The sequence below is a fragment of the Microbacterium enclense genome (assembly GCF_001456955.1).
Lineage (GTDB): Bacteria > Actinomycetota > Actinomycetes > Actinomycetales > Microbacteriaceae > Microbacterium > Microbacterium enclense.
Window position 1 is genome coordinate 271,534 of the sequence record NZ_KQ758471.1, and the last position, 25,479, is coordinate 297,012.

22 protein-coding genes and 1 tRNA gene are annotated in these 25,479 nt (G+C 70.2%); 7 read left to right on the forward strand and 16 right to left on the reverse strand.

Features of this window, described 5'->3' with window-relative positions:
* Window positions 1-150: 150 nt before the first annotated feature.
* The 5 genes from AS029_RS11395 to AS029_RS11415 all read right to left on the reverse strand — a co-directional run bounded on the left by AS029_RS11395 (window position 151) and on the right by AS029_RS11415 (window position 8,147).
* Entirely contained in the window at window positions 151-4,776 is a 4,626-nt protein-coding gene (locus AS029_RS11395; RefSeq protein ID WP_228375939.1) for an ExeM/NucH family extracellular endonuclease, read from the reverse strand.
* Window positions 4,777-5,146: 370 nt separating this feature from the next.
* Window positions 5,147-5,533 (reverse strand): 50S ribosomal protein L7/L12, encoded by a 387-nt coding sequence (rplL, locus tag AS029_RS11400; RefSeq protein ID WP_058232706.1) that lies wholly within the window; start codon window positions 5,531-5,533, stop codon window positions 5,147-5,149.
* A gap of 38 nt (window positions 5,534-5,571) precedes the next feature.
* On the reverse strand, window positions 5,572-6,087 hold the full coding sequence (gene rplJ / locus AS029_RS11405) for a 50S ribosomal protein L10 (RefSeq protein ID WP_058232707.1): 516 nt from the start codon (window positions 6,085-6,087) through the stop codon (window positions 5,572-5,574).
* Between the two features lie 476 nt (window positions 6,088-6,563).
* Window positions 6,564-7,550, reverse strand: coding sequence for a type IV toxin-antitoxin system AbiEi family antitoxin domain-containing protein (locus tag AS029_RS17335; RefSeq protein ID WP_139168096.1), 987 nt, complete (start codon window positions 7,548-7,550; stop codon window positions 6,564-6,566).
* Window positions 7,551-7,745: 195 nt separating this feature from the next.
* Window positions 7,746-8,147: an SIP domain-containing protein gene (locus AS029_RS11415; protein ID WP_058232709.1), complete on the reverse strand. Its 402-nt coding sequence runs from the start codon at window positions 8,145-8,147 to the stop codon at window positions 7,746-7,748.
* A 103-nt stretch (window positions 8,148-8,250) separates the two neighbouring features.
* On the opposite strand from AS029_RS11415, the gene AS029_RS11420 reads away from it, so the two are divergent.
* From AS029_RS11420 to AS029_RS11435, 4 genes are all read left to right on the forward strand, one after another.
* The gene (locus AS029_RS11420; protein ID WP_058232710.1) at window positions 8,251-8,925 is read left to right on the forward strand and encodes a YqaJ viral recombinase family protein; all 675 of its coding nucleotides are present in this window, start codon (window positions 8,251-8,253) and stop codon (window positions 8,923-8,925) included.
* Between the two features lie 98 nt (window positions 8,926-9,023).
* On the forward strand, window positions 9,024-10,718 hold the full coding sequence (locus tag AS029_RS11425) for an MDR family MFS transporter (protein ID WP_058232711.1): 1,695 nt from the start codon (window positions 9,024-9,026) through the stop codon (window positions 10,716-10,718).
* A 4-nt stretch (window positions 10,719-10,722) separates the two neighbouring features.
* Complete coding sequence (locus AS029_RS11430) at window positions 10,723-11,184, forward strand: MarR family winged helix-turn-helix transcriptional regulator (RefSeq protein ID WP_058232787.1); 462 nt, start codon at window positions 10,723-10,725, stop codon at window positions 11,182-11,184.
* Between the two features lie 320 nt (window positions 11,185-11,504).
* On the forward strand, window positions 11,505-12,524 hold the full coding sequence (locus AS029_RS11435) for an NADP-dependent oxidoreductase (RefSeq protein WP_058232712.1): 1,020 nt from the start codon (window positions 11,505-11,507) through the stop codon (window positions 12,522-12,524).
* A 2-nt stretch (window positions 12,525-12,526) separates the two neighbouring features.
* Here AS029_RS11435 and AS029_RS11440 read toward each other — a convergent pair whose 3' ends face one another.
* Window positions 12,527-13,411, reverse strand: coding sequence for a LysR family transcriptional regulator ArgP (locus AS029_RS11440; protein WP_058232713.1), 885 nt, complete (start codon window positions 13,409-13,411; stop codon window positions 12,527-12,529).
* Between the two features lie 69 nt (window positions 13,412-13,480).
* Here AS029_RS11440 and AS029_RS11445 point away from each other — a divergent pair, with 69 nt between their 5' ends.
* Window positions 13,481-14,164: a LysE/ArgO family amino acid transporter gene (locus AS029_RS11445; protein ID WP_058232714.1), complete on the forward strand. Its 684-nt coding sequence runs from the start codon at window positions 13,481-13,483 to the stop codon at window positions 14,162-14,164.
* 411 nt (window positions 14,165-14,575) lie between these two features.
* The gene (locus AS029_RS11450; RefSeq protein WP_058232715.1) at window positions 14,576-14,851 is read left to right on the forward strand and encodes an acylphosphatase; all 276 of its coding nucleotides are present in this window, start codon (window positions 14,576-14,578) and stop codon (window positions 14,849-14,851) included.
* Between the two features lie 45 nt (window positions 14,852-14,896).
* On the opposite strand, the gene AS029_RS11455 is transcribed toward AS029_RS11450, so the two are convergent.
* From AS029_RS11455 to rplK, 6 genes are all read right to left on the reverse strand, one after another.
* Window positions 14,897-15,958: an NAD(P)H-dependent flavin oxidoreductase gene (locus AS029_RS11455; protein WP_058232716.1), complete on the reverse strand. Its 1,062-nt coding sequence runs from the start codon at window positions 15,956-15,958 to the stop codon at window positions 14,897-14,899.
* A gap of 31 nt (window positions 15,959-15,989) precedes the next feature.
* A complete protein-coding gene (locus AS029_RS11460) occupies window positions 15,990-16,790 on the reverse strand; it encodes an amino acid ABC transporter ATP-binding protein (protein ID WP_058232717.1) in 801 nt (266 codons plus the stop codon).
* Window positions 16,777-17,442, reverse strand: a complete 666-nt coding sequence (locus AS029_RS17785; RefSeq protein WP_058232718.1) for an amino acid ABC transporter permease — start codon at window positions 17,440-17,442, stop codon at window positions 16,777-16,779. The genes AS029_RS11460 and AS029_RS17785 overlap by 14 nt, the downstream gene beginning before the upstream one ends.
* A 132-nt stretch (window positions 17,443-17,574) precedes the next feature.
* Entirely contained in the window at window positions 17,575-18,381 is an 807-nt protein-coding gene (locus tag AS029_RS17790; RefSeq protein WP_058232719.1) for an amino acid ABC transporter substrate-binding protein, read from the reverse strand.
* A gap of 215 nt (window positions 18,382-18,596) precedes the next feature.
* A complete protein-coding gene (rplA, locus tag AS029_RS11475) occupies window positions 18,597-19,289 on the reverse strand; it encodes a 50S ribosomal protein L1 (RefSeq protein ID WP_058232720.1) in 693 nt (230 codons plus the stop codon).
* 11 nt (window positions 19,290-19,300) lie between these two features.
* Entirely contained in the window at window positions 19,301-19,732 is a 432-nt protein-coding gene (rplK, locus tag AS029_RS11480; protein ID WP_058232721.1) for a 50S ribosomal protein L11, read from the reverse strand.
* A gap of 521 nt (window positions 19,733-20,253) precedes the next feature.
* Here rplK and AS029_RS11485 point away from each other — a divergent pair.
* A complete protein-coding gene (locus AS029_RS11485) occupies window positions 20,254-21,204 on the forward strand; it encodes a hypothetical protein (RefSeq protein WP_058232722.1) in 951 nt (316 codons plus the stop codon).
* A 1,031-nt stretch (window positions 21,205-22,235) separates the two neighbouring features.
* Here AS029_RS11485 and nusG read toward each other — a convergent pair.
* The 4 genes from nusG to AS029_RS11505 form a co-directional block, all read right to left on the reverse strand.
* Window positions 22,236-23,339, reverse strand: coding sequence for a transcription termination/antitermination protein NusG (gene nusG / locus AS029_RS11490; RefSeq protein WP_058232723.1), 1,104 nt, complete (start codon window positions 23,337-23,339; stop codon window positions 22,236-22,238).
* 60 nt (window positions 23,340-23,399) lie between these two features.
* The gene (gene secE, locus AS029_RS11495) at window positions 23,400-23,663 is read right to left on the reverse strand and encodes a preprotein translocase subunit SecE (protein ID WP_058232724.1); all 264 of its coding nucleotides are present in this window, start codon (window positions 23,661-23,663) and stop codon (window positions 23,400-23,402) included.
* Window positions 23,664-23,705: 42 nt separating this feature from the next.
* A tRNA-Trp gene (locus AS029_RS11500) sits at window positions 23,706-23,778 on the reverse strand.
* A gap of 330 nt (window positions 23,779-24,108) precedes the next feature.
* Window positions 24,109-25,470 (reverse strand): NAD-dependent succinate-semialdehyde dehydrogenase, encoded by a 1,362-nt coding sequence (locus tag AS029_RS11505; protein ID WP_058232725.1) that lies wholly within the window; start codon window positions 25,468-25,470, stop codon window positions 24,109-24,111.
* Window positions 25,471-25,479 lie beyond the last annotated feature (9 nt).

The window sequence follows — 25,479 nt, forward strand, 5'->3', positions numbered from 1 at the left end:
GCGGCGCCTCGCAGAGAAGCCCGGATGCCGCGGAACCCCGCTATAGGGTGGATGACGATCACGTCCCGGATGCCATCGCACCCGGTGTCACCTGCCGGAAGCCGAAGACCCCGGATGCCGTTGCATCCGGGGTCTTCGTCATGGTGCGGATCAGTCGCTCTGGCGCACCGCCCGGCGACGTGCGATCACGCCGAGTCCGAGCAGGGCGAGTGCTGCGAGAAGGCCCGCACCCATCCAGCCGGTGTCGGCGCCCGTCGCGGGCAGCGAACCGGCCTGACCGGCCGAGCTGCCCTGGCCGGCGGATCCACCGTTGCCTGAGCCGGAGTCCGATCCCGAACCCGCACCGCCGGCGGACACGCCCACCTGCAGCGGAACCGTCACGTCGGTACCGCTCGGCTGCGCCACCAGCTGCAGGGCGACCTCCCCGGCAGCGCCCGCCGGAACTTCGACGGTGACCGTCGCCGCGCCGTTCGCGACGGGGAACGACGTCGTGGCGTCCGAGCCCCAGGCTGCCGACAGCGACGTGTTCGCGGGAGCACCGAGCGAGGTGAGGTCGAGGTTCGAGACTGTGAGCGCGACGTCACTGCCCGGCTGGACCTCCGAGGGCACACCCGAAACCTGCACCGCGCGCGCGGTGAAGTCCGGCGTGAGGCCGGGGTTCGCCTTCAGGTATGCGATCCATCCGTCACGGTCGATGAGGCCCGAGTCGCGGGTGTCGGCACCCTGGCCGAGCGCCGCGAACGCGTCGCCGCCCTGCAGCAGGAAGCTGAACGAGCCCACGCGGTATGTCGCCGCCGGGTCGACGGCCACGCCGTCGATCCAGATGCCGGTGATGCGCTGCCCGGGGCCACGCGACACGTCGTAGGTGACGCGGACGTTGTCGGAGACGCCGAGCGCCAGATCGCGGTCGCGGCCGGCGGTGTCGCCCCACTGCTGCTCGAGCGCGCTCCGCAGCTGTTCTCCGGTCAGCGTCGTGGTCCAGAGGTTGTTGACGAACGGCAGCACCGCGTTGGCCTCGGCCAGCGTGATGACCCCGTCCTCTCCGTAGAACAGCTCGGCCCGCAGACCACCCGGGTTGACCAGGGCGATCTCGGCTCCGCCGCGGGCGGGGTCGTCGAGGGTGTCGAGCAGGGCGTCGGCGACCAGACCGCCGAGAGCGGACTGCTTCGAGCGATCGTCGCGCTGGCCACCGGTGTAGACACCGTCGACGTACGATCCGCCGCGGTAGGCGGTGGTGATGTCGGCGGTGACCGATCCGACGGGCTGCGCGCCGACGCGGTCGGCCTCGGCCCGAGCGAGCTTCACGATCTGATCGACCTCGGCCACACGCGGGTAGGTCCTGATCAGCTCAGCGTCCAGCGCGGCGCTGTTCGCGGCCGTCTGGGCGGGGTCGTTCGGCACGGTGGCAGCGGCGAGACGGGGCACGTTGCGCGCGGAGTAATCGACCACGTCGCCGTTCTGCCGGTCGACGGTCAGCACGATCTCACCGATGTTCTCGCCGTAGCTGCCGGTCTGCACGATCGGGCGGGTGCCCGCAGCGCCGGGGATGGGGGCGTTCCACGCGTACTTCTGGTGGGTGTGACCCGTGAAGATCGCGTCGACTGCCGCATCCGTCTCGTTCACGATCTTCGCGAAGGCGCCACCCGCCGCGACCGCCTGCTCGAGCGTCTCGCCCGTGGAGTCGCCCTCGGCGGCACCCTCGTGGTACTCGGCCACGATCACGTCGACCTGGTCGCGGATCTCGGCGACCACGCGATTCACCTCGGCGACGGGCTCGCGGAACTCGATGCCCTCGATACCGCCCGGCGAGACCAGCTGCGACGTCTCCTGCGTGACGGCGCCGATGACGCCCACGCGCACGCCGTCGACCTCGAAGATCGCGTACTCGTCGAGCAGGGGCTGCCCGTCCTTGTACACGTTCGCCGCGAGGTAGGGGAAGTCGGCCCATCCGCTCACCTCGCCGACGAGCTTGTCCGCACCCCGATCGAACTCGTGATTACCGGTGGCGGATGCCGCCAGGTCGAGCGCGTTCAGCACCTCGATGGTCGGCTCGTCGTCGAAGTACGCCGAGGCGAAGAGCGAGGCGCCGATGTTGTCGCCGTTGGAGAGGAACAGGGTGTTGTCCTCGCCGCCGGCCGCCCGCAGCTGCTCGATGGTCCCCGCGAACTTCACCGTGTTGGCGTCGATCCGACCGTGGAAGTCGTTGATGCCGAGCAGGGTGATGTCGGTGGTGTCCGAACCGAGGTCGAGACCGACGATGACGGGGTCGTGATCGCTGGAACGATACGGCGTCGGCTCGTAGAAGTTCAGCGCGTTGTAGTTGTAGCGGCTGTACTCCAGGGCGAGCGCCTCGACGGCGTTGATGTTCCAGATGTCGGTGCCGGTGACCAGCTCGCGAGCCGACGGCGACGCCAGCACGTGGTCGAGCGAGCCGGACTGGCCGCTGAACGAGTACGAGTACTTGCCCGTGCCCGCCTCGAGCGGCTCGAAGCCGTACTCGCGCAGCTTCAGGATCGGATCCTCCTGCGTGTAGGCGTTGAAGTCGCCGAGCAGGAACACGTCGTCGGTGCCGACAGCGGCCGCGCGAGCGGCGGCGAAGGTTCCGAGAGCGTCGGCCTGGCGCACACGGTCGCCGTTGAAGGCGCCCTGGATGCCGTTGGCGTTGTCACCGGTGGCCGCGGGGCGGCTGTCGCCCTTCGACTTGAAGTGGTTCACGATGGCGAGGATCTTGGCATCCGGGTCCGTCAGCGGAGCGAACGCCTGCGCGAGCGGCTGACGGGCGTTGCGGAACGCCGGGTCGTCGAGGATGACGCTGTCGCCCGAGGGGGCGACGACGCCCTTCTTGTAGATGAAGGCGGTGCGGATGACGTCTTCGGATGCCGGCAGCACGGCGGGCGACGGAACGAAGGCCCACTGCGGCGAGCCGAGCGCGGCGTTGAGCGCGTCGACGAGGGTCGACAGCGCGGCATCCCGGTTCTTGCCGAAGGCGGCGGAGTTCTCGATCTCCTCCAGCGAGACGACGTCGGCGCCGAGTCCGTTGATCGCCGCGACGATCTTGTCCTGCTGGCGCTTCAGGTTGGCGTCGTCGGCCGCACCGCGGGGTCCGGGAGCCGGGCAGGTGTCAGCCGTGACGGGGTTGCCCTCGCGGTCCTTGTAGGTCGAGGTGCAGCCCACGCTCGCCGCCGTCGTCGTGAAGTAGTTGAGCACGTTGAAGCTCGAGATCTTCACGTCGCCGCCCACGGGCTCGGGAGCCTCGGTGCGGGTGTTCTCGAACGACGCCGGCTGTACGGTGTCGGCGTTGTCGACGGTCAGCTGCTCGGTCGGCTGGAACTTCCAGGCGTTGTTGCGGTAGTCGAGGATGACGGGCTCGTCGAAGGTGACGGCGGCACCGACGCGCACCGGCTCGGTGAGCGAGACGTACGGCAGCGGGATGCCCTTGTTGGCGTCGTTGAGGAAGTTGATCGAGGCACCGTCGTCGAGCACGACAGCACGGGCTCGGTTGTCGGCCACGGCGGCGACGTACTCCGGGGTGTCGGGGCGCGCGACGTCGGTGGGTGTGCGCAACGGGGTCGTGCCGGCGGCGAGGCCGACCTCGGCGTACTGGTTTGTCGAGTACGTGTTGGTGACGGTGAAGTCGCCCTGCGGCGCGAGCAGCATGCCCTCGAAGCGCTCGCGCTCCTCGTCGGTCTTCGGCCATGCGACCTCGGCCGGCCGCACCTCGGCTGCCTGCTCGGTGAGGATGCTCACGGAGGGGGCGTCGACGGTGATCTGCGTCTGGCCGCCGAACTCGCCCGCCGTGCCGGTGACCTCGACGTGCTGGCCGATCGCGACCTCGGCGGTCGCGGCGGATCCGTAGACGAAGACAGCGTCGGAGGCGAGGTGGGTCTGGGGGTCGAGCGGCCCGCCCGTGCCGGGCGTCTGGATGAAGAACCCGTTGTATCCACCCGTCGGATACGCGGCGGTGACGACACCGCGGGTGGTGACGGTCTGGCCTGCGAGGGGCGTCGTGGCGCCGGTGCCCTGGATGTCGCGGATGGGCGTGACGACACCAGGGGTGACGGTCGGCGTGGGAGCGGGCGTGGCCGTCGGCGTCGCCGTGGCGGTCGGCGCCACCGTGGGCGTGGGCGTGATCGCGCCGCCCGAGCCCTGGGGCGTCACGGTCGTCGTGTTGGTGAAGTCGACGGAGTTGTCGTTCGTGTCGACGAAGTCGGTGCGCACGAGGGCGTTCGGGGTGCCGTTCGGGCCGTCGACGGACGCCGCCTTCGTCTCGAAGCTGGCCGCGGAGCCGTAGCCGAGGAAGTCGACGACACGGCTGTCGGCGACGGGACCGCCGGGCAGGGCGAGCGACTCGGTCACGTTGGCGAGGAACAGCTGGCCGTTCGTGCCCGAGGGGTTCAACCCCGCGCTCGTGATGTCGGCGGCGGGGAGGTCTGCGCCGTTGGTGTCGTTGCCGGGCAGGCCGATGAGGTAGTAGCCGCCGGGGGCGATCGACCCGGTCAGCGGCTGGGTGTTCGCACCGGTCGGAGCCTGCACGCTGCTGGCGGAGCGATACTGCAGCGACCACCCGCTGAGGTCCTGCGCGGTGTCGCCGGCGTTGTAGAGCTCGACGAACTTCTTGTTGAAGAAGGCGCCGTTGCTGCCGCCCTTGAGGTAGGCCTCGTTGATCACCACCCGCGGGCCGTCTGCGGCGAAGGCCGGGATCGGGACGAGGGCGGATCCGAGCAGGGCGGCGCCGAGGGCGGCGCTCAGCGCGGTGGTGAAACGGCGTGCGGGCACGCGCGAAGCAGCGTTGAGCATGAGTCTCCAGGTACCGACGCGCGAACGATCGACGTCGGATGGGGGGATCGACGGGGGTTCCCCACGACCGTAAACGATCCGCATACCCTTTTCCCAGACTCGAACGTTTCGATCTGGTGAACATCGGTTCCTCGCCCGGTGAAACCGGGTCTCACACTGCGCGGATCGTCCGGATACCCTGACGTCCTCGCCGGCGCGCCCCGCCCCGCGTGAGGGGTCACGTTCTGTCGCCTCGAGCTGTCCTCGGCGACGAAAACCGACCCCTCACGCGTCAGGAAACGACGAAGACCCGGATGCCAGTGGCATCCGGGTCTTCGTGTATCGCGTTACCGCGACCGATGAAGCGTGATTACTTCAGGGTCACCGTGGCGCCGGCAGCCTCGAGGGCCTCCTTCGCCTTGTCGGCGGTCTCCTTGTTCGCGCCCTCGAGCACGGCCTTGGGGGCACCGTCGACGACGGCCTTGGCCTCGCCGAGGCCGAGCGAGGTGAGCTCGCGGACGACCTTGATGACCTGGATCTTCTTGTCGCCGGCGGCCTCGAGGACGACGTCGAACGAGTCCTTCTCCTCGACCTCTTCGGCGGGGGCGGCGCCACCGGCGGCGGGGCCGGCCACGGCCACGGGGGCGGCAGCGGTGACGTCGAAGGTCTCCTCGAACGCCTTGACGAACTCGGACAGCTCGATGAGCGTGAGCTCCTTGAACGCGTCGAGCAGCTCTTCGGTGCTGAGCTTAGCCATGTTGTATCTCCTTGATCGGGTTAATCAGCCGGGCCGGGTCAGGCCGCGGTGTCCTGCTTCTCGCGCAGCGCGTCGACCGTACGAACGGCCTTCGACGGAAGCGCCTGGAAGACGTATGCCGCCTTGGTCATCGTCGCCTTCATCGCACCGGCGAGCTTCGCCAGCAGGACTTCACGGCTTTCGAGATCGGCGAGCTTGTTGACCTCAGCAGCGGTCAGCGGGGCGCCATCGAAGTAGCCGCCCTTCACCACGAGCTGAGGGTTAGCCTTGGCGAAGGCACGCAGGCTCTTCGCGACGGCGACGGGGTCGCCGTGCACGAACGCGATGGCGGACGGGCCCTTGAGCTCGTCATCCAGTCCCGTGACCCCCGCGTTGGACGCGGCGATCTTGGTCAGCGTGTTCTTCACCACGGCGTAATCCGCGTCCTGACGGATGTCGTTGCGCAGCTGCTTGAGCTGGGCAACCGTCAGACCGCGGTACTCGGTCAGCAGAACGGCGGTCGAGTTCTCGAAGTTCTTCGTGAGCTCGGCGACCGATGCATCCTTCTGCGCCATGGCCACTCCTTGTGTGTACGAGGCGCTCCGCGATGGCGGGGCGCCGGCCGAAGACACCGGGGTCTGGGCAAAAAGAAGAGCTCCGGCGCAGGCGCACGGAGCTCGAGAGGAGTTTCGTTACCTGCGTAGGTCCCCTGCTTTTCAGCAGACGCTTCGATCGACGTGCACGCACGACGATGACCGACGGTCTTTGGCTTGACCCCCACCATACCCGACCCATGCCCCCGGCGCCAATCCGCCCCCGCCCGACCCCGGACCCGCACGCGCCCCGCACGCCGCCCCCGACCCAACCAGGCCCGCGACCCGCGCCTACCGCCGCCGCATTGGCGAGGACGCATACGTTCGCCGATAACGCATCCGAATGCCCCCGAATGACTGCGTCCTCATCAAACGCGTGCGTCTTGACGCGTGTCAACGCGGCGAACGCGTGCGTCTTGACGCGCGTCAGCGCGGCGAACGCGTGTGTCGAGCGCGCGTCAGCGCGGCGAACGCACCCCGAAGGCAGCGAGCCGGGCGTCAAGCGCCTCCGGCGAGACGATGTCAGCGAAGCCTCCACGACACAGCCGCCACTGTGTGACTCCGCGAATCCAGTCCTCGCGCCGCTTCTCGTCCAGCACCACGTCGTCGACGGACCGCCCCCGGCGCATCGCGCTATCTCGATACTTCACTTCCCCATCGAATTCCCAGAACGTCCGTACGTCGCGCAAGCCGATGTCTACGAAGTAGTCGAACCCGTGGGGGCCCTTCACGGGCACCTGCAGGTCGAGATCACGGAAACCGAGCCGGTGCAGCTGCAATCGGCTGACGCTCTCGCCGGGAAGCTCCGCCCGACCGTCCGAGAACGCGACGATCCATGCGGCGTCACGAACGCCGCGCCTTCCCTTCGCGCGGGCGATCCGGTCGAGCATGGCCTCACGCCAGAGCGCCTGCGCGTCGGGGTCGAACCGCCGATCCGTGACCGCGGCTCGACGCAGTGCTGCATCAGCGCAGCTCAACGCCGCCTCGCGCGGCTGCGTGCACGCGATGTCGAACACCGTCCTCTCGAGAGAGGTGCAGAGGAGGCCATCGACGATGACGACATCCGCCGCACCGAGCGCCCCCGTATGCCGCCGCACCGCCCGTCCACTGGGAGGATGCGAAGCCCGTGGAACCGTTGTATGCACCGGACCATCACTGAACCGATAGAGCGGCAGACCGTGCAACACGGCTGCTGAGAGGTGGGAGATGACTCCACCGGCCTCGCGCGCCCGATTCTCAGCGGCCAGGATGGCGAAGCGATGGCGATCTGTCGGCCGCGCTGTCTCCCATTCCTCGCGAGCGACATACACACCTGGCTGTATCCGATGCCATTCGCCGCCAGCGCTGGCCTTGCGCAGATCGGCCTCCGTCACACCCCGCTCGCGCAGCTCGGCTCGCGAGAACAACGACCGTCGAGCGCGGGCAACCGCCGATTCCGCGAGCATCCACCCACCATGCCGACTCCCGCGGACCGCCGTCGCGGACTGTCCACAGGCGCGCGCTGGGCCGGGGCCTCAGCCACGGTCGAAGACGCATCGGATCGTCGAAGACGCACCGCTTTTCGATTAAACGAATGCGTCCTCGCGGATCACGTACGTCCTCGGCAGAAAGGTCCACCCCACCCGCCCGGGCACCCGCCGTCAGGAGACGCGCGGCTCGGGCAGCAGCGCCTGCGTCATGCGCACGATGCGCGAGGGCGTGCGGGCGCCGAGCCAGACGGTGCAGACCGGGTCGTCGCCGCAGGCCCACTCGGCGCACCAGGCGTGGATCGCCTGCGCCAGCCGCTCGCCCCGCGGCCGGAACCCGCCGTCACGTGACCGGTCGAGCCAGCTCACCCGGCCCTCGTGCGCGTCGATCACGCCGACCTGCGCGGAACCGCACACCTCGACCAGCACCGTCACGTGCGCCGCCGGCGACAGGGCCGCGGCGATGCGCCGCATCTCCGGGATGTTCTGCGCGTCGCCGCCCAGCAGCACCGCGCCCTCGAGGTCGCACCAGCGACCGCCGTCGGGGCGGCGCAGCGAAGCGGCATCCGGAGTCATGCGCAACAACTTAGGTCACCCTTACTTCGCGCACAAGACCCTGGATGCCGACGCGCCGGGCTTCCGATCCGATCCACGGCCGGGCGGGGTTAGGGTCGAACGCATGTCCCCCGAGCTCGTCGCGTCGCGCAGCGCCGACCTCGACGCTCGCATCGTGGCGGATTCGCGCGACCGCGTCGCCTGGATCCGCGCGCGCTCGCGCGGCATCACCGCGACCGACGTGGCGACGTTGACGAGCCACAACGCGATCTCGCGGGCAGCGGATGCCAAGCTCATGGGCTCGACCTTCTCGGGCAACGCCTTCACCGCGCACGGCCGTCGCCGCGAGCCCGAGATCGCCGCCTGGGTGGCCGCGACGCACGGCATCCGCCCGTCGTCGGCGCTGTATCACGCGGTCGTCGAGAAGCGACACCTCGCCACCCCCGACGGGGTCGTCGTCGACGGCGAGGGGCGCATCGTCCTGGCCGAGATCAAGACGACGAACAAGGCGTGGCGCTCGATTCCCAAGACCTACATGCGGCAGATCTGGTGGCAGCAGCACGTCCTCGGCGCTGAGCGCACCCTGGTCGCCTGGGAGCAGCACGACGGCTTCGTGCCGATGCACGACGAGCCCCGCTGCCAGTGGGTCGACCGCGACGAGCGCGAGATCGCCAAGCTCGTGGGACTCGCGACCTCGCTCATCGACGAGCTCTACCGCCGCACCATGGAGGCGCGTCGACCGGCGCCCGCACGACAGCAACCCACGGAGATGTACCGCGCCCTCGCGCTGCTCGATTGATAGTTGACGCAAGTCAAGCATCAGGCGTATCGTTGACGTCAGTCAACTAATCGCGCCATCGTCGTCGCGGCATCCGTCCCCCTTCCGTGGAGTTCCGCATGGCAACCACCTCCGTCGACGCGCCCGCCCAGCGCCGCGTCCTCCCCGCCCTCATCGGGCTCTTACTCGGCACGTTCGTGTCGATGCTCGCCTCGACCGTCGTCTCGACGTCGTTGCCGGTCATCGTCCACGACCTGGCCGGCGATCAGAACGCCTACACGTGGGTCATCACCGCGACCCTGCTCACCACGGCGATCTCCACCCCCATCTGGGGCAAGCTCGCCGATCTGTTCAACCGCAAGGTGCTCATCCAGATCGCGATCGCGATCTTCGTGCTCGCCACCGCCGCCGCCGGCTTCTCGCGGAACACCGACATGCTCATCGCGTTCCGCGCGGTGCAGGGCCTCGGCGCCGGCGGGCTCGCCGCGCTCAGCCAGGTGATCATGGCCGACATCATCAGCCCGCGCGAGCGCGGCCGCTACATGGGCCTCTTCGGCGCCGTCATGGCCGTCGCCACCGTCGGCGGGCCGCTGCTCGGCGGTGTCATCACCGATGCGTTCGGCTGGCGCTGGAACTTCTTCGTCGCGCTCCCCTTCGCCGTCGCCGCTCTGCTCATCCAGCAGCGCACCCTGCACCTTCCGGCCCGCGCCAAGCGCACGGTCAAGATCGACTACGTCGGCATCGTGCTGCTGTCGACCGCGGTCTCGCTCATCCTCATCTGGGTGACCAACGCCGGAAGCTCCTTCGAGTGGGCCAGCACCGAGACGCTGCTCATGGTCGGTGGCGCCGCGCTCGCCGCGATCCTCTTCGTCATCGTCGAGCTGCGCTCCTCCGAGCCTCTCGTGCCGCTCACGCTGTTCCGGGATGCCACCTTCACCCTCGCCACGATCGCCTCGATCGCGACGGGACTCGCGATGTTCGGCACGTCGGTGTTCCTCAGCCAGTACATGCAGATGGCGCGCGGCGCCACGCCCACCGAGGCCGGCATCATGACCATCCCGATGATCGGCGGCCTGCTCGTGGCATCCATCGTCGTCGGCGCGCTCATCTCGCGCTTCGGGCACTGGAAGCCGTTCCTGATCGCCGGCGGCGTGCTGCTGATCGCGGGGTCGTTCCTGCTGTCGACCATCCACTACGACACCAACTTCGCCCTGGTCTCGCTGTACATGTTCCTCCTCGGCGCCGGCGTCGGCATGACGATGCAGAACCTCGTGCTCGTCGTGCAGAACACCGCGAACCCCACCCAGATGGGTGCGGCGAGCTCCGGCGTGACGTTCTTCCGCAGTCTCGGCGGCACCATCGGCGTCTCGGTGATGGGCGCGGCCCTGGCCAGCATGGCGACGAGCCTGTTCACCGACCGTGCGGCCGACCTGCAGGCCGCGATCATGGGGCTCGGCCCGAACGGCGCCGCGGTCGCCCAGTCGCTGCAGTCGGGAGCCATCCCCCAGGTCTCGACCCTTCCCGAGAGCGTCCGCGTCATCGTCGAAGACATCTACGCGCAGTCGATCGCGCACTCGTTCCTCATCGCGGTGCCCGTCGCGGTGGTCAGCCTCATCGCGATCGTGTTCCTGCCGAACCGTCCGCTGACCCGCATGACCACGACCGAGCGCGTGGCGGCGAGCGAAGCCGACCTCGCCACCGTCTCCGTCCCCGCCGCCATGGCCACCCTGTCGGCCACCGGCACGGTGCGGACCCAGGATGCCGCCGGCTCGCGTCGCGCGCACCGCGACGCCGAGATGGGAGAGGATGGCTGACGTGATGAGCGACGTGACCGATGACCGCCGGGAGGCCGTGCAGGCCCTGGAATCGTCGTTCTCGGAGCTCATGACCGTGTTCCGCCGCTTCGTGTCGGAGGCGGCGGAACGGGTCAGCCCCGGGATGCTCCCCGCGACGTTCAAGGCGCTGTCCGTGGTCAGCCGGTTCGGCCCCCTCACCCTGTCGGCCCTGGCCGAGCGTCTGGCCGCCGACAAGGGCTTCCTGAGCCGCTCGATCACCGAGCTCGAGGAGCTCGGGCTCGTCACCCGCACCCCCGACCCGAATGACGGACGCTCACGCCTCATCACCGTCACCGAGCTGGGCCACACCCGCCTCGCCGAGGCGCGCGCCCCGCACGAGAGCCGCCTGTTCGAAGCCATCGCCGATTGGACGATCGACGACATCCGGCATCTGTCGACGCTGCTGCACGCGCTCGCGGTGGGCGAGGTCCCCGCGCGCGACTGAGCGCCGGCAGACCCGGCGTCGTCGCGCCGACGACGCGAGACGGCGCGGCGGGCACGACGCCGACGACGCGAGACGGCGCGGCCGGCCCGGCGCCGACGACGCGAGACGGCGCGGCGGGCACGGCGCCGACGACGCGAGACGGCGCGGCCGGCCCGACGGTCGAAAGCGTCCGGGCGGACCGCGAGCCGAACGATCCCGATGCCCGGAGATTCGCGACACGGTGACGGCGGCGAAACACCGGCGAGACAATGGGGCGCTTGACTGGAGGGGTCGCGGCGGAGTCGCAGCGACCTGCGACCATCCGCGAGAGAGAGCGCACGATGAGATTCCGATCGACGCGTCCCGAGACCACCCTCCACCCCGCGCCCGCCGTGCCCGAGACGATGAACGCGGTGGTCTACGACGCGCCGGGCTCCACCGAGGTGCTGCGTTCCGCACGCATCGCGGTACCCACACCGGTGCTCAGCGAGGTGCTCGTGCGCGTGGTCGCGGCGGGCGTGAACCCGATCGACGCGAAGACCCGCGCCGGACGCGGCATGTCAGGGGCCATCGACGCGTGGCCGTCGGTGCTCGGCCTCGATGTCAGCGGCGTGGTGGTGCGCACCCCGTTCGACGCTCATCCCTTCCCGGTCGGGACCGAGGTCTACGGCATGCCCGCGTTCCCGCGCACGGGCGGCGGGTATGCCGAGTACGTCGTGGTGCCCACCCTCTCGCTCGCGCGGAAGCCCCTGTCCCTCTCGCACGTCGAGGCCGCGGGCGTTCCGGTCGCGGCGCTGACCGCGTGGGGCCTCGTCGTCGAGACGGCCCTCGCACACCAGGGCCAGCGCATCCTCATCCACGCGGGCGCCGGCGGGGTGGGCCACTTCGCCGTGCAGTTCGCGGCGTACTTCGGCGCACACGTCATCGCCACCGGCTCACTCCGCAACCGCGACTGGCTGCGCGAGCTGGGAGCCGCCGAGGTCGTCGACTACACCTCCACCCGTTTCGAAGACGTCATCGCCGACGTCGACGTGGTCATCGACCTGATCGGCAACGTGTCCGACGACACCGGCACGCGCTCGCTCGACGTGCTCCGCCCGGGCGGCATGCTCATCGAGGTGCCCACCGGCGCCTGGCCCGGGTTCCGCGAGGCGGCCGCCGCCCGCGGCATCCGCTCCACCGATTACAAGGCGATCCCCGACGGTGGCGCCCTCGCGACGATCGCCCGGCTGCTGGATTCGGGCGCGATCCGCGTCTACGTCGACCGCGTGTTCGACCTGGCCGATGCCGCGGCCGCACACACCGAGCTCGAGCGCGGTCACACGCGCGGCAAGATCGTGCTGCGCGTCAGCGACGACTGAGGTCATCCGGCGAGCACGCGCCGCCCCTCCCCCACGATCTCGTCGGCGATGTCGTCGAGCAGCGGCGAGGTGAGGTTCCACTGCTGCCAGAACAGCGGCACATCGACCGGGTCGTCGCCGAGGCGCACGAGCGCGCCCGTCGCGAGCCCGTCCCTCGACTGGAAGCCGGGAAGCAGCCCCCACCCGAGGCCCAGTTCGATGGCGGTGGCGAAGTCCTGGGATGCCGGCACGCGATGCCGGGGCGGAGCCCCCTCCGCGACTCCGCGACGCGCGAGCCAGCGGGTCTGAAGGTCGTCGCGACGGTCGAAGTCGACCACGGGCGCCGCGTTCAGGGTGTCGACATCGACCCCCTTGGGGAACCACCGGGTCGCGAACGCGGCCGTCGCCACCGCTTCGTACCTCAGCACGCCCAGCCGTCGAACGCGACACCCGGCGACCGGTGCCTCCCGCGAGGTCACCGCGGCCATGACGGTGCCCGACTCCAGCAGCCCTGCGGTGAAGTCCTGGTCGTCTCGATGCAGGTCGAACACCACCGCCCGGCGGGCGGCGACCCGGGCCAGCGGCGGCAGGAACCACGTCGCGAGCGAGTCGGCGTTCACCGCGAGGGGAACGGATGCCACGGCCCCGCCGTCTGCGCCCATCGCGGCGAGCGCGTCGTACTCGAGCAGCGAGAGTTGACGCGCGAGACGCACCACCGCGTCTCCGGCTTCGGTGGTGCGCACGGGTTTGGATCGCACGAGCACGACGCGCCCGAGCTGGTCTTCGAGCGCGCGGATACGCTGGCTCACCGCCGAAGGAGTGATGTGCATGCGACGTGCCGCGGCATCCAGGGTCCCCGCCTCGACCACGGCGGCGAGCGTGCGAGCGAGATCGAGCGGAATCGACATGAAGTGATGCTAATGGTGCTGCAGAATCTTGAGCTGGTCTTCGCAGGGTCACGACCGTAGCGTCGGAGTGTGCTCACCCCCCTGCTCGCCGGCCTCGGCCTCGGCTTCTCACTCATCGTCGCCATCGGTGCGCAGAACCTGTTCGTGCTGCGGCAGGGCATCAGACGCGAACACCTGGTCGCGGTCGTCGCGGTGTGCGCGGTGTCGGACGCGGCGCTGATCGTGCTCGGCGTCTCCGGTGTCGGTCTCGTGCTGCAGGCCGTGCCGTGGCTGATCGTCGTCGTGCGCTGGGCGGGCGCCGCGTTCCTCGTCGGCTACGGCGTGCTCGCGGCGCGGCGCGCCCTGCGGCCCAGCGGCGAAACGCTGCGCCTGGATGCCCCGGCGCCCTCGGTTCCGGATGCCACGGCATCCTCCCCCGGCGTCACGACGCGGACCTTCGGCGGCACGGCGCTGCGCGTCCGCACGACGTTGACCGCCACCCTCCTGACCTGCCTCGCGTTGACGTGGCTCAACCCGCACGTCTACCTCGACACCGTGTTCCTGCTCGGGTCGGTGGCATCCACGCACGGCGACGGCCGATGGGCGTTCGCGATCGGCGCGTGCATCGCCAGCCTGGCGTGGTTCTCGGCGCTCGGCTTCGGCGCACGCTACCTCGGCCGCTGGCTCGACACCCCTCGCGCGTGGCGCATCCTCGACGCGGTCATCGCCGTGGTGATGTTCGCCATCGCGCTGTCGCTCGTGCTGCCGCACTGAGGCAGCGTCGGTGCAGACGGCGTCCTGCGGGCGGCGTCTGCGTCGGTCCACGATCCGCCCGGATGCCGGTGCGGGACGGAGTTCGCAGGTCAGGATCGCCCGTCGCAGGCGGGGTCGCCCGTTTGGGGCGGAATCGGCCGTTCGGGGCGGAATCCGCCCGCCCCAGAACGCCGAATCCGCCCCGAACCCGATCCGCGCACTGCCACCCCCGCCACCACCTTGCAGAGTCGCTCGAACCAGCGGCACATCCCGCCCGCCTCTCCCCGCCCCCTCCCCGCACCGCGAGCGCCGTTCGGGGCGGAATCGGCCGTTCGGGGCGGAATCCGCCCGCCCCAGAACGCCGAATCCGCCCCGAAACGCCGAACACGCCCCGAACCCGACCGCCCCGGCACCGTCCGCGAGAATGAGCCCATGCGAACGGTGACGATCACGGTGCACGGACGGGTTCAGGGCGTCGGCTTCCGCTACGCACTGCACGCCGCCGCGCAGCGTGCGGGCGCCCGCGGCTGGGTGCGCAACCGTCGAGACGGCACGGTCGAGGCTCTCATCGCCGGAGACGCGGCGACCGTCGACGCGGTCATCGCCTGGGCGCACGACGGGCCGCCGTCGGCGCGGGTCGAGCGTGTGGACGCCGCTGACAGCGACGAGACGGCTCCCGAAGGTTTCGAGATCCGAGCCACCGCCTGACCGGGTCGGAGCCCAGGGTCCGGGATCGATGCGCCTCAGCGAGTTTCACACGGCGCGGGCAGGGTCGGCCGGAACACCGGCCCGCAGCTCGGCGAGCACCTCGGCAGCATCGTCGAGACGAGCCAGCCCGGCCGCCTGGCCCGCCCACAGCGACACGAGATCGGCGTCGCCCGCGGCGCCCGCCGCCGCGCGGAACACGCCCGTGAGCCAGTTCTGCGCCGGGAACGGGGCGATCATGCCCGACGCCTCCAGCTCGCGCATCGCGCGGTTCGGGATGCCACGGGCCAGCCGCCCGCTCAGCGCTCGCGTCAACACGGTGTCGGTGTCTGCGGCCGCGGCGATCGCCTCTCGATGGCCCTCCGTGGCCGCGGATTGCCGGGTGCGCAGGAACGCCGTCCCCACCTGCACGCCGGAGGCCCCCAGCGCGAAGGCCGCCGCGACGCCCCGGCGATCGGCGATACCGCCGGCCGCGATCACGGGGATGCCCACGGCATCCACCACCTGCGGCACGAGTGCGAACGTGCCGACGAGCGAGTGCCCGGCGTCGCGCAGGAACGACACGCGGTGCCCTCCCGCCTCCGCCCCCGTCGCGACGACTGCGTCGACGCCCGCAGCCTCGAGCGCAACCGCTTCGGCGACCGAGGTGGCGGTGCCGATCACGTGGATGCCGAGGGCCTTCGCGCGCGCGAGGGTGTCGGCATCCGGAACCCCGAAGACGACGCTGAGCGCATCGGGGCGCGCGTCGAAGACCGCATCGAGCTGATCCGACAACGCGGGCAGGAAAGCGGCGGGGGGCTCGGGCGCGACGACGCCGGCGGCGGCGAAGAGCGGGTCGGCGGCGCGGAGGAACGGCGCGATGTCGACGTCGTCGGGTGTCGCCTCGTCGCCGCGGGGCCACCACAGATTGACCGCGATACGGCCCGATGTCGCCGCTCTCAGGGCGGTGACCGCGTCGTGGATGCGCGCGGGCGTGTACCCGTACAGTCCGAACGAGCCGAGTCCCCCACCCTCGCTGACCGCGGCGGTCAGCGCGACGGATGACAGCCCGCCGAACGGGCCGAGGACGATGGGCGTGTCGAGACCGAGGAGGTGTTCGAGGCGGCGCATGTTCCGACGCTACTCCGCCCCTCCGACAGTGTTACGCGTCGTCCCCCGCCGCGGGTTCGGGGCCGTCGAGCGGGCGCAGCAGACGGTTGAGGAAGCGTCGGGTGCGCTCCTTCTTCGGCTGGCGGAGCAGCTCCGACGGTGCACCGCGCTCGACGATCACGCCCTCGTCGAAGAAGAGCACCTCGTCGGCGACCTCGCGGGCGAAACCGAGTTCGTGCGTGACGATGACCATCGTCCATCCCTCGTCCGCGAGTTCGCGCAGCACCGTGAGTACCTCGCCGACCAGCTCGGGGTCGAGGGCACTGGTCGGCTCGTCGAACAGCAGCAGCTGCGGCTGGAGAGCGAGCGCACGCACGATGCCGATGCGCTGCTGCTGACCGCCGGACAGTTCCGACGGATACGCGTCGCGCTTCTCGGCCAATCCCACGCGAGCCAGCAGCGTCTCAGCGCGGGCGACGGCTTCCGCCTTGGGAACACCGTGCGCCTGCACGGGTCCCTCGATGACGTTCTGGATCACCGTCAGGTGCGGAAAGAGGTTGTGGTGCTGAAAGACCATCGCCGAGCGGTCGCGTAGAGCGGTCCGGTCGGCCTTCGTCACCTTCATCGAGAAGTCGACGGACGGACCTCCGTCGAACGCCACGACGCCGGCATCCGGGGTCTCCAGGCCGTTCAGGCAGCGCAGCACCGTCGTCTTGCCCGACCCCGAGGGTCCGATCAGCACGAGCACGTCGCCGCGGCGCACCTCGAGGTCGACGCCGGCCAGCACGCGGTTGGGGCCGAAGCTCTTCTCGAGGCCGGTGACCTGCAGCAGCGGGATGTCAGTGGGCGACATGGCGGTCCAATCTCTTCTCGAGAGCGTTCTGCCCGAACGACAGCACGAGGCAGAACAGCCAGTAGATGAGCGCCGCTTCGAGGTAGACGGCCATGAACTCGTATGAGAAGGCCGCGATGTTCTGCGCCTGGCGGAAGAGCTCCGACACCAGGATGAGGGATGCCAGAGAGCTGTCCTTCACGAGCGAGATGAAGGTGTTCGACAGCGGCGGCACCGACACCCGCGCGGCCTGCGGCAGGATGATGCGCGTCAGCGTCTTGGCCGGGGAGAGACCGACGGTGTGCGCCGCCTCCCACTGCCCCCGCGGCACCGAGAGGATGGCCGCGCGGATGACCTCGGCCGCATACCCGCCGACGTTCAGCGAGAAGGCGATGACGGCCGCGGGGAACGGCTCGATCGTCAACCCCACGGCGGGCAGGCCGTAGAAGATGACGAACAGCTGCACCAGGAGCGGTGTGCCGCGGATGACCGAGATGTAGAACCGGGCGATCGCCGACAGCACCACGTTCGGCGACAGGCGCAGCAGCGCCATGAACAGCGCGATCACGAGACCGATGGCGAACGAGGCCAACGACAGCGGGATGGTGCCCCGAAGTCCTGCCAGCACCATCGGCCAGAACGAATCGAGCATCAGCGTCCAGATGTCGTTCATGGGCCTCCTTCCTTCGGTGGGCTCCGCGCCCGGATCCTCGTCGCGGGCGCTCGCGCACACGCGGACGCGGACCGATCGCCTCCCACGCTAGGGGCGGGAGGCGATCGATCCGCGGGGCTTTACAGCGAGCGCTTACTGGGTGACGTCGGCGCCGAAGTACTTCTGGCTGATCTCGGCGAGCGTGCCGTCGGCACGCAGCTCCTCGAGGGCGCCGTCGACGGCCTGGGCGAGCGCGTCCTGGCCCTTCTTGAACGCGAAGGCGCTCTCGGAGGTGTCCTCGGTCTCGGCGGCGATCTTCAGGCCCGTGGGGCTGTTCGTCTTCTCGTAGTCGAGGTAGGTGAGCTGGTCGTTGACCGTGGCATCCACGCGTCCCTGCTTGAGCAGCGCGACGGCCTGCGCCCAGCCCTCGACGGCCTCGACCTGGGCGCCGCTCTCGGTGGCCAGCTCGTACCAGTTGCTGGTGAGCGACTGCGCGGTGGTCTTGCCCGACAGGTCGGCGAAGCTCGAGATCGAGGTGTCGCCGTCAGTGGTGACGATCACGCCGCGCGAGACGGTGTAGGGCGCGCTGAAGGTGTACTTCTCTTCACGCTCGGGGTTGATCGACACCTGGTTGGCGATGACGTCGAAGCGTCCGGCGTCGAGGCCGGCGAAGATGGCATCCCACTGGGTCTCCTGGAACTTCACCTCGAGACCGAGCTTCTCGGCGACCGCCCGGGCGATCTCGACGTCGAAGCCGGTCAGGTCGCCCGCCCCCTCGTGGAACGAGAACGGGCGGTAGGTGCCCTCGGTGGCGACGGTCAGGGTGCCGTCGGAGACGAGGCCGTACTCCGACCCCGCTCCCGAAGAAGCCTCGGAGCTCGCACCGCCGCTGCAAGCGGTCAGCGCGAGGGCGCTCAGGCCCAGGGTGGCGGCGAGGACGGTCAGACGACGACGGGGCATAGCTGTTCCAGACATGGGTGATGTGGGGGACATGTGGTGGGGGGTGGCGCTGTGCGCGCACCCTCCAGCACAACACGGACGGATGCCGGGCTCTTCCCGGATGACGCCATGTTGCACGTTCGTGCGGCTCGGGGTGTCCGCACCGGCGCGGCTGGCACGGACGGCGAAAGCCCCGCCGGCGCGAGGCGCGGCGGGGCTTCCGAATGACGGGATCGTCAGACGAGGACGTTGACGTCCAGCGGGATGCCGGGACCGAAGGTGGTCGAGACGGCGCCCTTCTGGATGTAACGGCCCTTCGAGCTCGACGGCTTGAGGCGGACGATCTCCTCGAGCGCGGCCTTCAGGTTCTCGTCGAGCTGCTCGGCCGAGAACGACGCCTTGCCGACCACGAAGTGGACGTTGGCGTGCTTGTCGACGCGGAACTCGATCTTTCCGCCCTTGATCTCCTCGACGGCCTTGGCCGGGTTGGGGGTCACGGTGCCGGTCTTGGGGTTCGGCATGAGGCCGCGGGGTCCGAGGACCTTACCGAGGCGACCGACCTGGCCCATGAGCTCGGGCGTGGCGACGGCGGCGTCGAACGACGTGTAGCCGGCGGCGACCTTCTCGATGAGGTCAGTGCCACCGACCTCGTCGGCACCGGCGGCGAGAGCCGCCTCGGCCGCGGGGCCGTTGGCGAAGACGATGACGCGCGCGGTCTTACCCGTGCCGTGGGGCAGGATGACCGTGCCGCGGACCATCTGGTCGGCCTTGCGGGGGTCGACCGAGAGCTTCAGCGCGACCTCGACGGTCGAGTCGAACTTCTTCGAGCCGGTCTCCTTCGCGAGGGCGACGGCCTCGCTCGGGGTGTAGAACGTGTCGGCCGCGATCTTCTCAGCAGCGGCGCGGAATGCCTTGGACTTGGTAGCCATTGTTCTCTCCCTCAGTCCTCGACCGTGATGCCCATGGAGCGGGCGGTGCCGGCGATGATCTTCGAGGCGGCCTCGATGTCGTTCGCGTTCAGGTCGGGCTGCTTCGTGGTGGCGATCTCGCGGACCTGCTCCTTGGTCAGCTTGCCGACCTTGGTGGTGTGCGGCGTGGGCGAGCCCTTCGCCAGGCCGGCCGCCTTCTTGATGAGCTCCGCCGCCGGCGGGGTCTTCAGGATGAAGGTGAAGCTGCGGTCTTCGTAGACCGTGATCTCAACGGGGATGACGTTGCCGCGCTGGGCTTCGGTCGCCGCGTTGTAGGCCTTGCAGAACTCCATGATGTTGACGCCGTGCTGACCGAGCGCCGGACCGATCGGCGGCGCGGGGTTGGCCGCGCCCGCCTTGATCTGGAGCTTGATCAGGCCGGTCACCTTTTTCTTGGGTGCCATATCCTTTTCCTCTCTCGAGCGGGAACCTCGCGGCTCCCTCTCTCCCGCACGCCCGGCGGTTCCGGGCAGCGGTCGTCACGCGCTGACGCACGCAACCTCCCCATCATACGCGACGCCGGAGCCCGCGGCATCCATCGTCCTCCCCCGCTGGCGTCTTGCGGGTGACGGTGTCGGCGCGCAGGAGTCCGTGAGAAACGCGATCCGCGGGCGAAAACGGCAGGACGGCGCGTTCATCGGTGCGGATGCCGTTTCTCGCGGGGAGCGCGGGGCCGTCGACGCTGCACGGCGGCGTGCCGACGTCAGCGCGGGCGGGCGGATCGGGCGGGCGCCCGCGTCCCGGCGCGAGAAACGCCATTCGCGCACGCAAACGGCGTGACGACGCGTTTCCGCCTGCGGGTGGCGTTTCTCGCTGGGAGGGCCGTCACGCATGCGTTGACCCTGCCGGGGCGATCGGATGCCGCGGCCGAACAGTTATCCACAGGGCGCATCGCCCGCGGACGCGCCCCTGCCATCCTCGGCGCATGGAGACGTATGTGCGCCTGCAACCCCCGCCCCTGCCCCTGATCCGCGCGGTCGACGCGGCCCGAATGGGGCGATACCCGCATGCAGACCGAGCTCTCCGGCGGCTGCGCCCGGGCGTCTACGCCGAGAAGGTCGCCTGGGACGCGCTGCCCGAGTGGAATCGCTATGCGGCGCGCGTGCACGCCTATGCGCTCACCAACCCTCGGGCCGTCTTCTCGCACGAGTCGGCTGCAACGCTTCTCGGACTGCCGGTGTTCGGCCACCCGCGCATGATCCACCTGTTCGACGCGCGACGGACGAGATCACTGGTCCATGGAGACGTCGTCGTTCACACGAGTCTCGACGGTCGAACGATGTGCAATGTCGGCGACCTCCGGACGATATCTGCGTCCGAGACGGCGATCGATCTGGGCCGCTGCCTGCCGCCGGCGCTGGGTCTCGCTGTCGCGGACGCCACCATCCGCGTCCACGGTGTGACCCGCGAGCAGCTCCGCGAAACGGCCGATGCCCAGCGCAGCATTCGAGGGAGACGTCGACTCCAGTGGGTCCTCGCGAACGCCGACGGCGCAGCCGAATCACCCGCGGAGTCCATCAGCCGGGCCGTCGCGCAGTGGTGCGGGTTCCCCGCGCCCATCCTGCAGGCAGAACACCGCATCGGACCGCGTCGGTACCGGTCCGACCTGTGCTGGCCGGAGTTCCGCGTGCTCGGCGAGGTTGACGGCTGGGGCAAGTACACCTCAGGGGATTCCCCCGAGGCGGTGCTGCGCGAAGAGAAGCGTCGAGAAGACGCCCTGCGCCGGATCGGGTGGCGTGTCGCGCGCTGGGAGTACGCCGACGCGCTCACGGTCGACGCGATGCGCGAGTCGCTCCTCGCCGCGGGTCTGCCCCTGACCGGCAAGCCCGACACGACCAGTCTCCATGCCGTCGGGCGCAACCCGCGTTCTTGGTGACCGGCGCGCGGTTCGATCGAACCGCGCGAAAAACGGCATCCACCGGTGCAAACAACGCGTAGGAGCGTTTACTCAGGCGGATCCCGTTTGTCGGTGCACTGTTCGCCGATCCGCGGTGATCCCTGGACGGCGGGCCGGCGGGCGGGCGGGGCGAGCGGCCGAGCGGCCGAGCGGGCGGGCGCGGCGGGCGGGCGCGACGGGCGCGGGCGCGGTGTCGGGCGGGCACGACGGGCGCGCACGCGGGCGCGGGCGCGGCGGGCGGGCGGGCGCGACGGGCGCGCACGCGGGCGCGGGCCCGGTGTCGGGCGGGCACCGTGGCGCGCGCCCGGCGGCCTCGGCGCCGGTGAGAAACGGCATTCGTCGGAAGAAACAACGCGGCGGAGCGTTCCTCACCGCGGATGCCGTTTATCAAGCGGACGCCCACGACCTCTCCCCGCCGCTCGGCCACACACCGACGCGCCGCGACCCACGAGGCCGTCGCGAGAAACGGCATCCGTCACTGAAAACAACTCGATGGGGCGTTTGCGCACGCGAATCCCGTTTGTCGTTGCACTTACGCCAGTCCGCGGTGAGCGCCGGCGGGCGGCGAGACGCGCGCGGGCAAGGCCCTCCGCGCCCCGCGCAGCCGTGCCGTGACCCGTGACCCGCGACGCGGACACGAGAAACGGCATGCGCCGAGAGAAACAACGCAGTGGAGCGTTCCTCGCCGCGGATGCCGTTTATCGGCGCATACACCACGAGCAGCGAGCCGCCCCCGTCACGCGCCCGCCCACGCCGCCCCGGTCGCACGAACCCGCGACCGAACCGCAGCAGCCCCGTCGCGCACCGACGGGCGGCGACCCCCGACGCAGACACGAGAAACGGCATCCGCCGCGAGAAACAACGCGGCGGGGCGTTTCCTGCGGCGGATGGCGTTTCTCGACGCCTGACGCGCAGGGCGCTCGCGCGCCCCGCCACCGGGCCGCGCCCGCGAACGGCGAACGCCCCGCGCGGCCGGAGCCGGGCGGGGCGTTCGCGAGACGCAGGACGCGTCAGACCATCTTGGTGACCTGGTCGAACGACAGCTCGACGGGGGTCTCGCGCTCGAAGAGCGACACCAGCACCGTGAGCTTGCCGCTCTCGGGCTTGATCTCGCTGATCGTGCCGGGGAGACCCGCGAACGAGCCCTCCTTGATCGTGATCGTCTCGCCGGCCTCGAAGTCGACCTCGGCGGGGATGACGCGCTGGGCGGTCGGGGCGCCCTTGGCGGCACCGGCCTTGGCGGGAGCGGACTCCTTGACCTCGACCAGGCTCTTCAGCATGTTGAAGGCCTCTTCGAAACGCAGCGGCGTGGGGTTGTGGGCGTTGCCCACGAAGCCGGTGACACCGGGGGTGTGACGCACGACCGACCAGGTGTCTTCGTTGAGGTCCATGCGCACCAGCACGTAGCCGGGGATGCGCACGCGGTTGACCATCTTGCGCTGGCCGTTCTTGATCTCGACGACGTCCTCCATGGGGACCTCGACCTGGTAGATGTCGTCCTCGACCTCGAGCGTCGACTTGCGCTGCTCGATGTTGGCCTTCACCTTGCGCTCGAAACCGGCGTAGGAGTGGATGACGTACCACTTGCCCGGGAGCGACCGCAGCTCGGCGCGGTACGCCTCGTACGGGTCGGCATCCTCGTCGGCGGGCGCGTCGGCGGGCGACTCGCCGGCCTCGACCTCGTCGACCACGCCGGCGGCCGCGGAGACCTCGTCGACGAAGTCCTCGTCGAGCACGGGCTCGTCGGGCTCGCCGTTGATGTCGGGACCGTCGTAGGGGGTGACCTCGTCGGCGGCGTCGGCGGCCTCTTCGGCCTGCTCCTCGGCCAGGGAGTCGTTCAGGACCTCGGCGGCGGCCTCGGCCTCGCTGGTCTCGTCGATCTCGAGTGCGTCGTTCACGATCGCGTCGGCCTCCGGGTCGGTGATGTCGATGTCGCCGAGGCCGGCGTCGTCGACCTCCGTCTCGTCGTCGACGATGTGGACGGCCGCGTGCTCAGCGGAGTCGGAGGCACGCTCCTGGGACTCAAGCACGTTGCCCTCCTGGGCTTCGTCGTCCTCGCTGGACTGCTCGGCTGCCGTCGCCCAATCGGCGTCGTCGACATATCTTTCAGACACTGTGATCTCTTCCGTTCAGAGGCGGCCGCTCTTGGCGCCGCACGTCCGCTCGAACGCCGGTCAGGCGCCGGCGGTACCGGGGACGCCGAAGACGGCGGTGGTGATCCACACGAACAGCACGTCGAGGCCGTAGACGATCGCCATCATGACGACGACGAAACCGAGGACCACGGCGGTGAACTTCAGCAGCTCCTGCCGGGTCGGGGTGACGACCTTGCGGAGCTCTGCGAAGACCTGACGGATGAAGAGGGCGATCCGCGCGAAGAAGTTCAGCTTCTTCTCGCGGGGGGCGTCGCGCTCGGCGACGATCTCGTCCTGAGTCATCGAACCACCTTGGTCTGTGTCTGTGCCAGCGTGCGCTGTGCGCAGGGCGGACAGGAATCGAACCTGCAACCTGCGGTTTTGGAGACCGCTGCTCTGCCAATTGAGCTACCGCCCTAAGATCCCGAGGATCCAGGATTCGAAACCCGCGCTCTTCCGCCTGGAATCTCTCAGGGGAGGATGCCGCGTACCCGAGGGCACGGCGAAAGAATGCAGATTTCGACTGCACTCCCCAGTCTATGCCATGTCCCCCGCCCTGGCGAACCGAGCCGGGCCGGTGCACCCGTGTCGCCGGGCTCGCGCCCGGCTCCGCCGAGCGGATGGGGACGCTCCGGACGCCCCGTCCCGACGCGCGCGGGAGCCCCCGACGCGGCGGACCGGGTCAGGGGCTTCGACGCGCGCGGGAGCCCCCGACGCGGCGGACCGGGCCGGGGGCGCGCACACGGGATCAGGCCGTGCGGATGAGCTTCTTGTTCACGAACTCGTCGGCCGCGAGCAGCCCCAGCTCGCGCGAGGTCCCGCTGCGCTTCACCCCGCCGAACGGCAGCTCGGGCGAGTCGGCGAGCACGAGGTTGACGTAGACCATGCCGGCCTCGATGCGGTCGGCGATGCGCTGCGCCTGCGCGGCATCCGTCGTGAAGACGTACGACCCCAGGCCGAACCCGGTGCCGTTGGCGACCTCGATCGCCTCCTCCTCGTCGGACACCCGGTAGACGGTGCCGACAGGGCCGAAGAACTCCTCGCCGTACGCGTCCATGTCGCTCGTCACGCCGGTCAGCACCGTGCCGGGGTAGAACGCGCCGTCGCGCGTGCCACCCACCTCGACCGTGGCGCCCTGCGCGACGGCGCGCTGCACCTGCTCGTCGAGGCGCTCGGCGGCCGCGAGCGACGACAGCGGGCCCAGCACGGTGTCATCGGCGAACGGGTCGCCCACCTTCGCTTCGCCGAGGGCCGCGGCGAACTTCGCCAGGAACGCGTCGTACAGCTCGTCGATGACGACGAAGCGCTTCGCGCCGTTGCACGACTGGCCGTTGTTGTCGAGGCGGGCGTCGACGGCGGCCTGCACCGCGGCATCCAGGTCGTCCGTGGACAGCAGGATGAAGGGATCGGAACCGCCGAGCTCGAGGGCGACCTTCTTGAGGTTGCGGCCCGCGATCTCGGCCACCGCGGCGCCGGCGCGCTCGGAGCCGGTGACCGAGACGCCCTGCACGCGCGGGTCGGCGATGATGGTCGCCGCCTGGTCGTTCGTCGCGCGGATGTTGACGTACGCTCCCTCGGGGAGGCCCGCGTCACGGTAGATCGCCTGCAGCGCCTCGGCGGACTCGGGGCACTGGGGGGCGTGCTTGAGCAGGATCGTGTTTCCGACCGCGAGGTTCGGGGCGGCGAAGCGGGCGACCTGGTAGTACGGGAAGTTCCACGGCATGATGCCCAGCAGCACGCCGAGAGGCGACCGGCGGATCACCGCGGTGCCCTCGCCCAGGATGTCGAGCGGGGAGTCGCCGGTGATCCGGTCGATGACGTCGGCGTAGTACTCGGTGATGTCGGCGGCGAAGTCGACCTCGCCGAGCGCCGCTTCCAGCGGCTTGCCCATCTCGCGCACGATGATCGCGGCGAGGTCGTCGCGGCGCTCGCGGTGCAGGCCGGCGACCCGGCGGAGGGCGTCGGCCCGCTCGGCGGGGGCGGTGAGGGACCAGGCGCGGTAGCCGTCGTGGGCGGATGCCAGGGCCTCCTCGACTCCGGCATCGGTCAGCGTGTCGTACTCGGCGAGGGTCTCCCCCGTGGCGGGATTGACGACGGCGTAGTCGCTCATGGTGCTCCT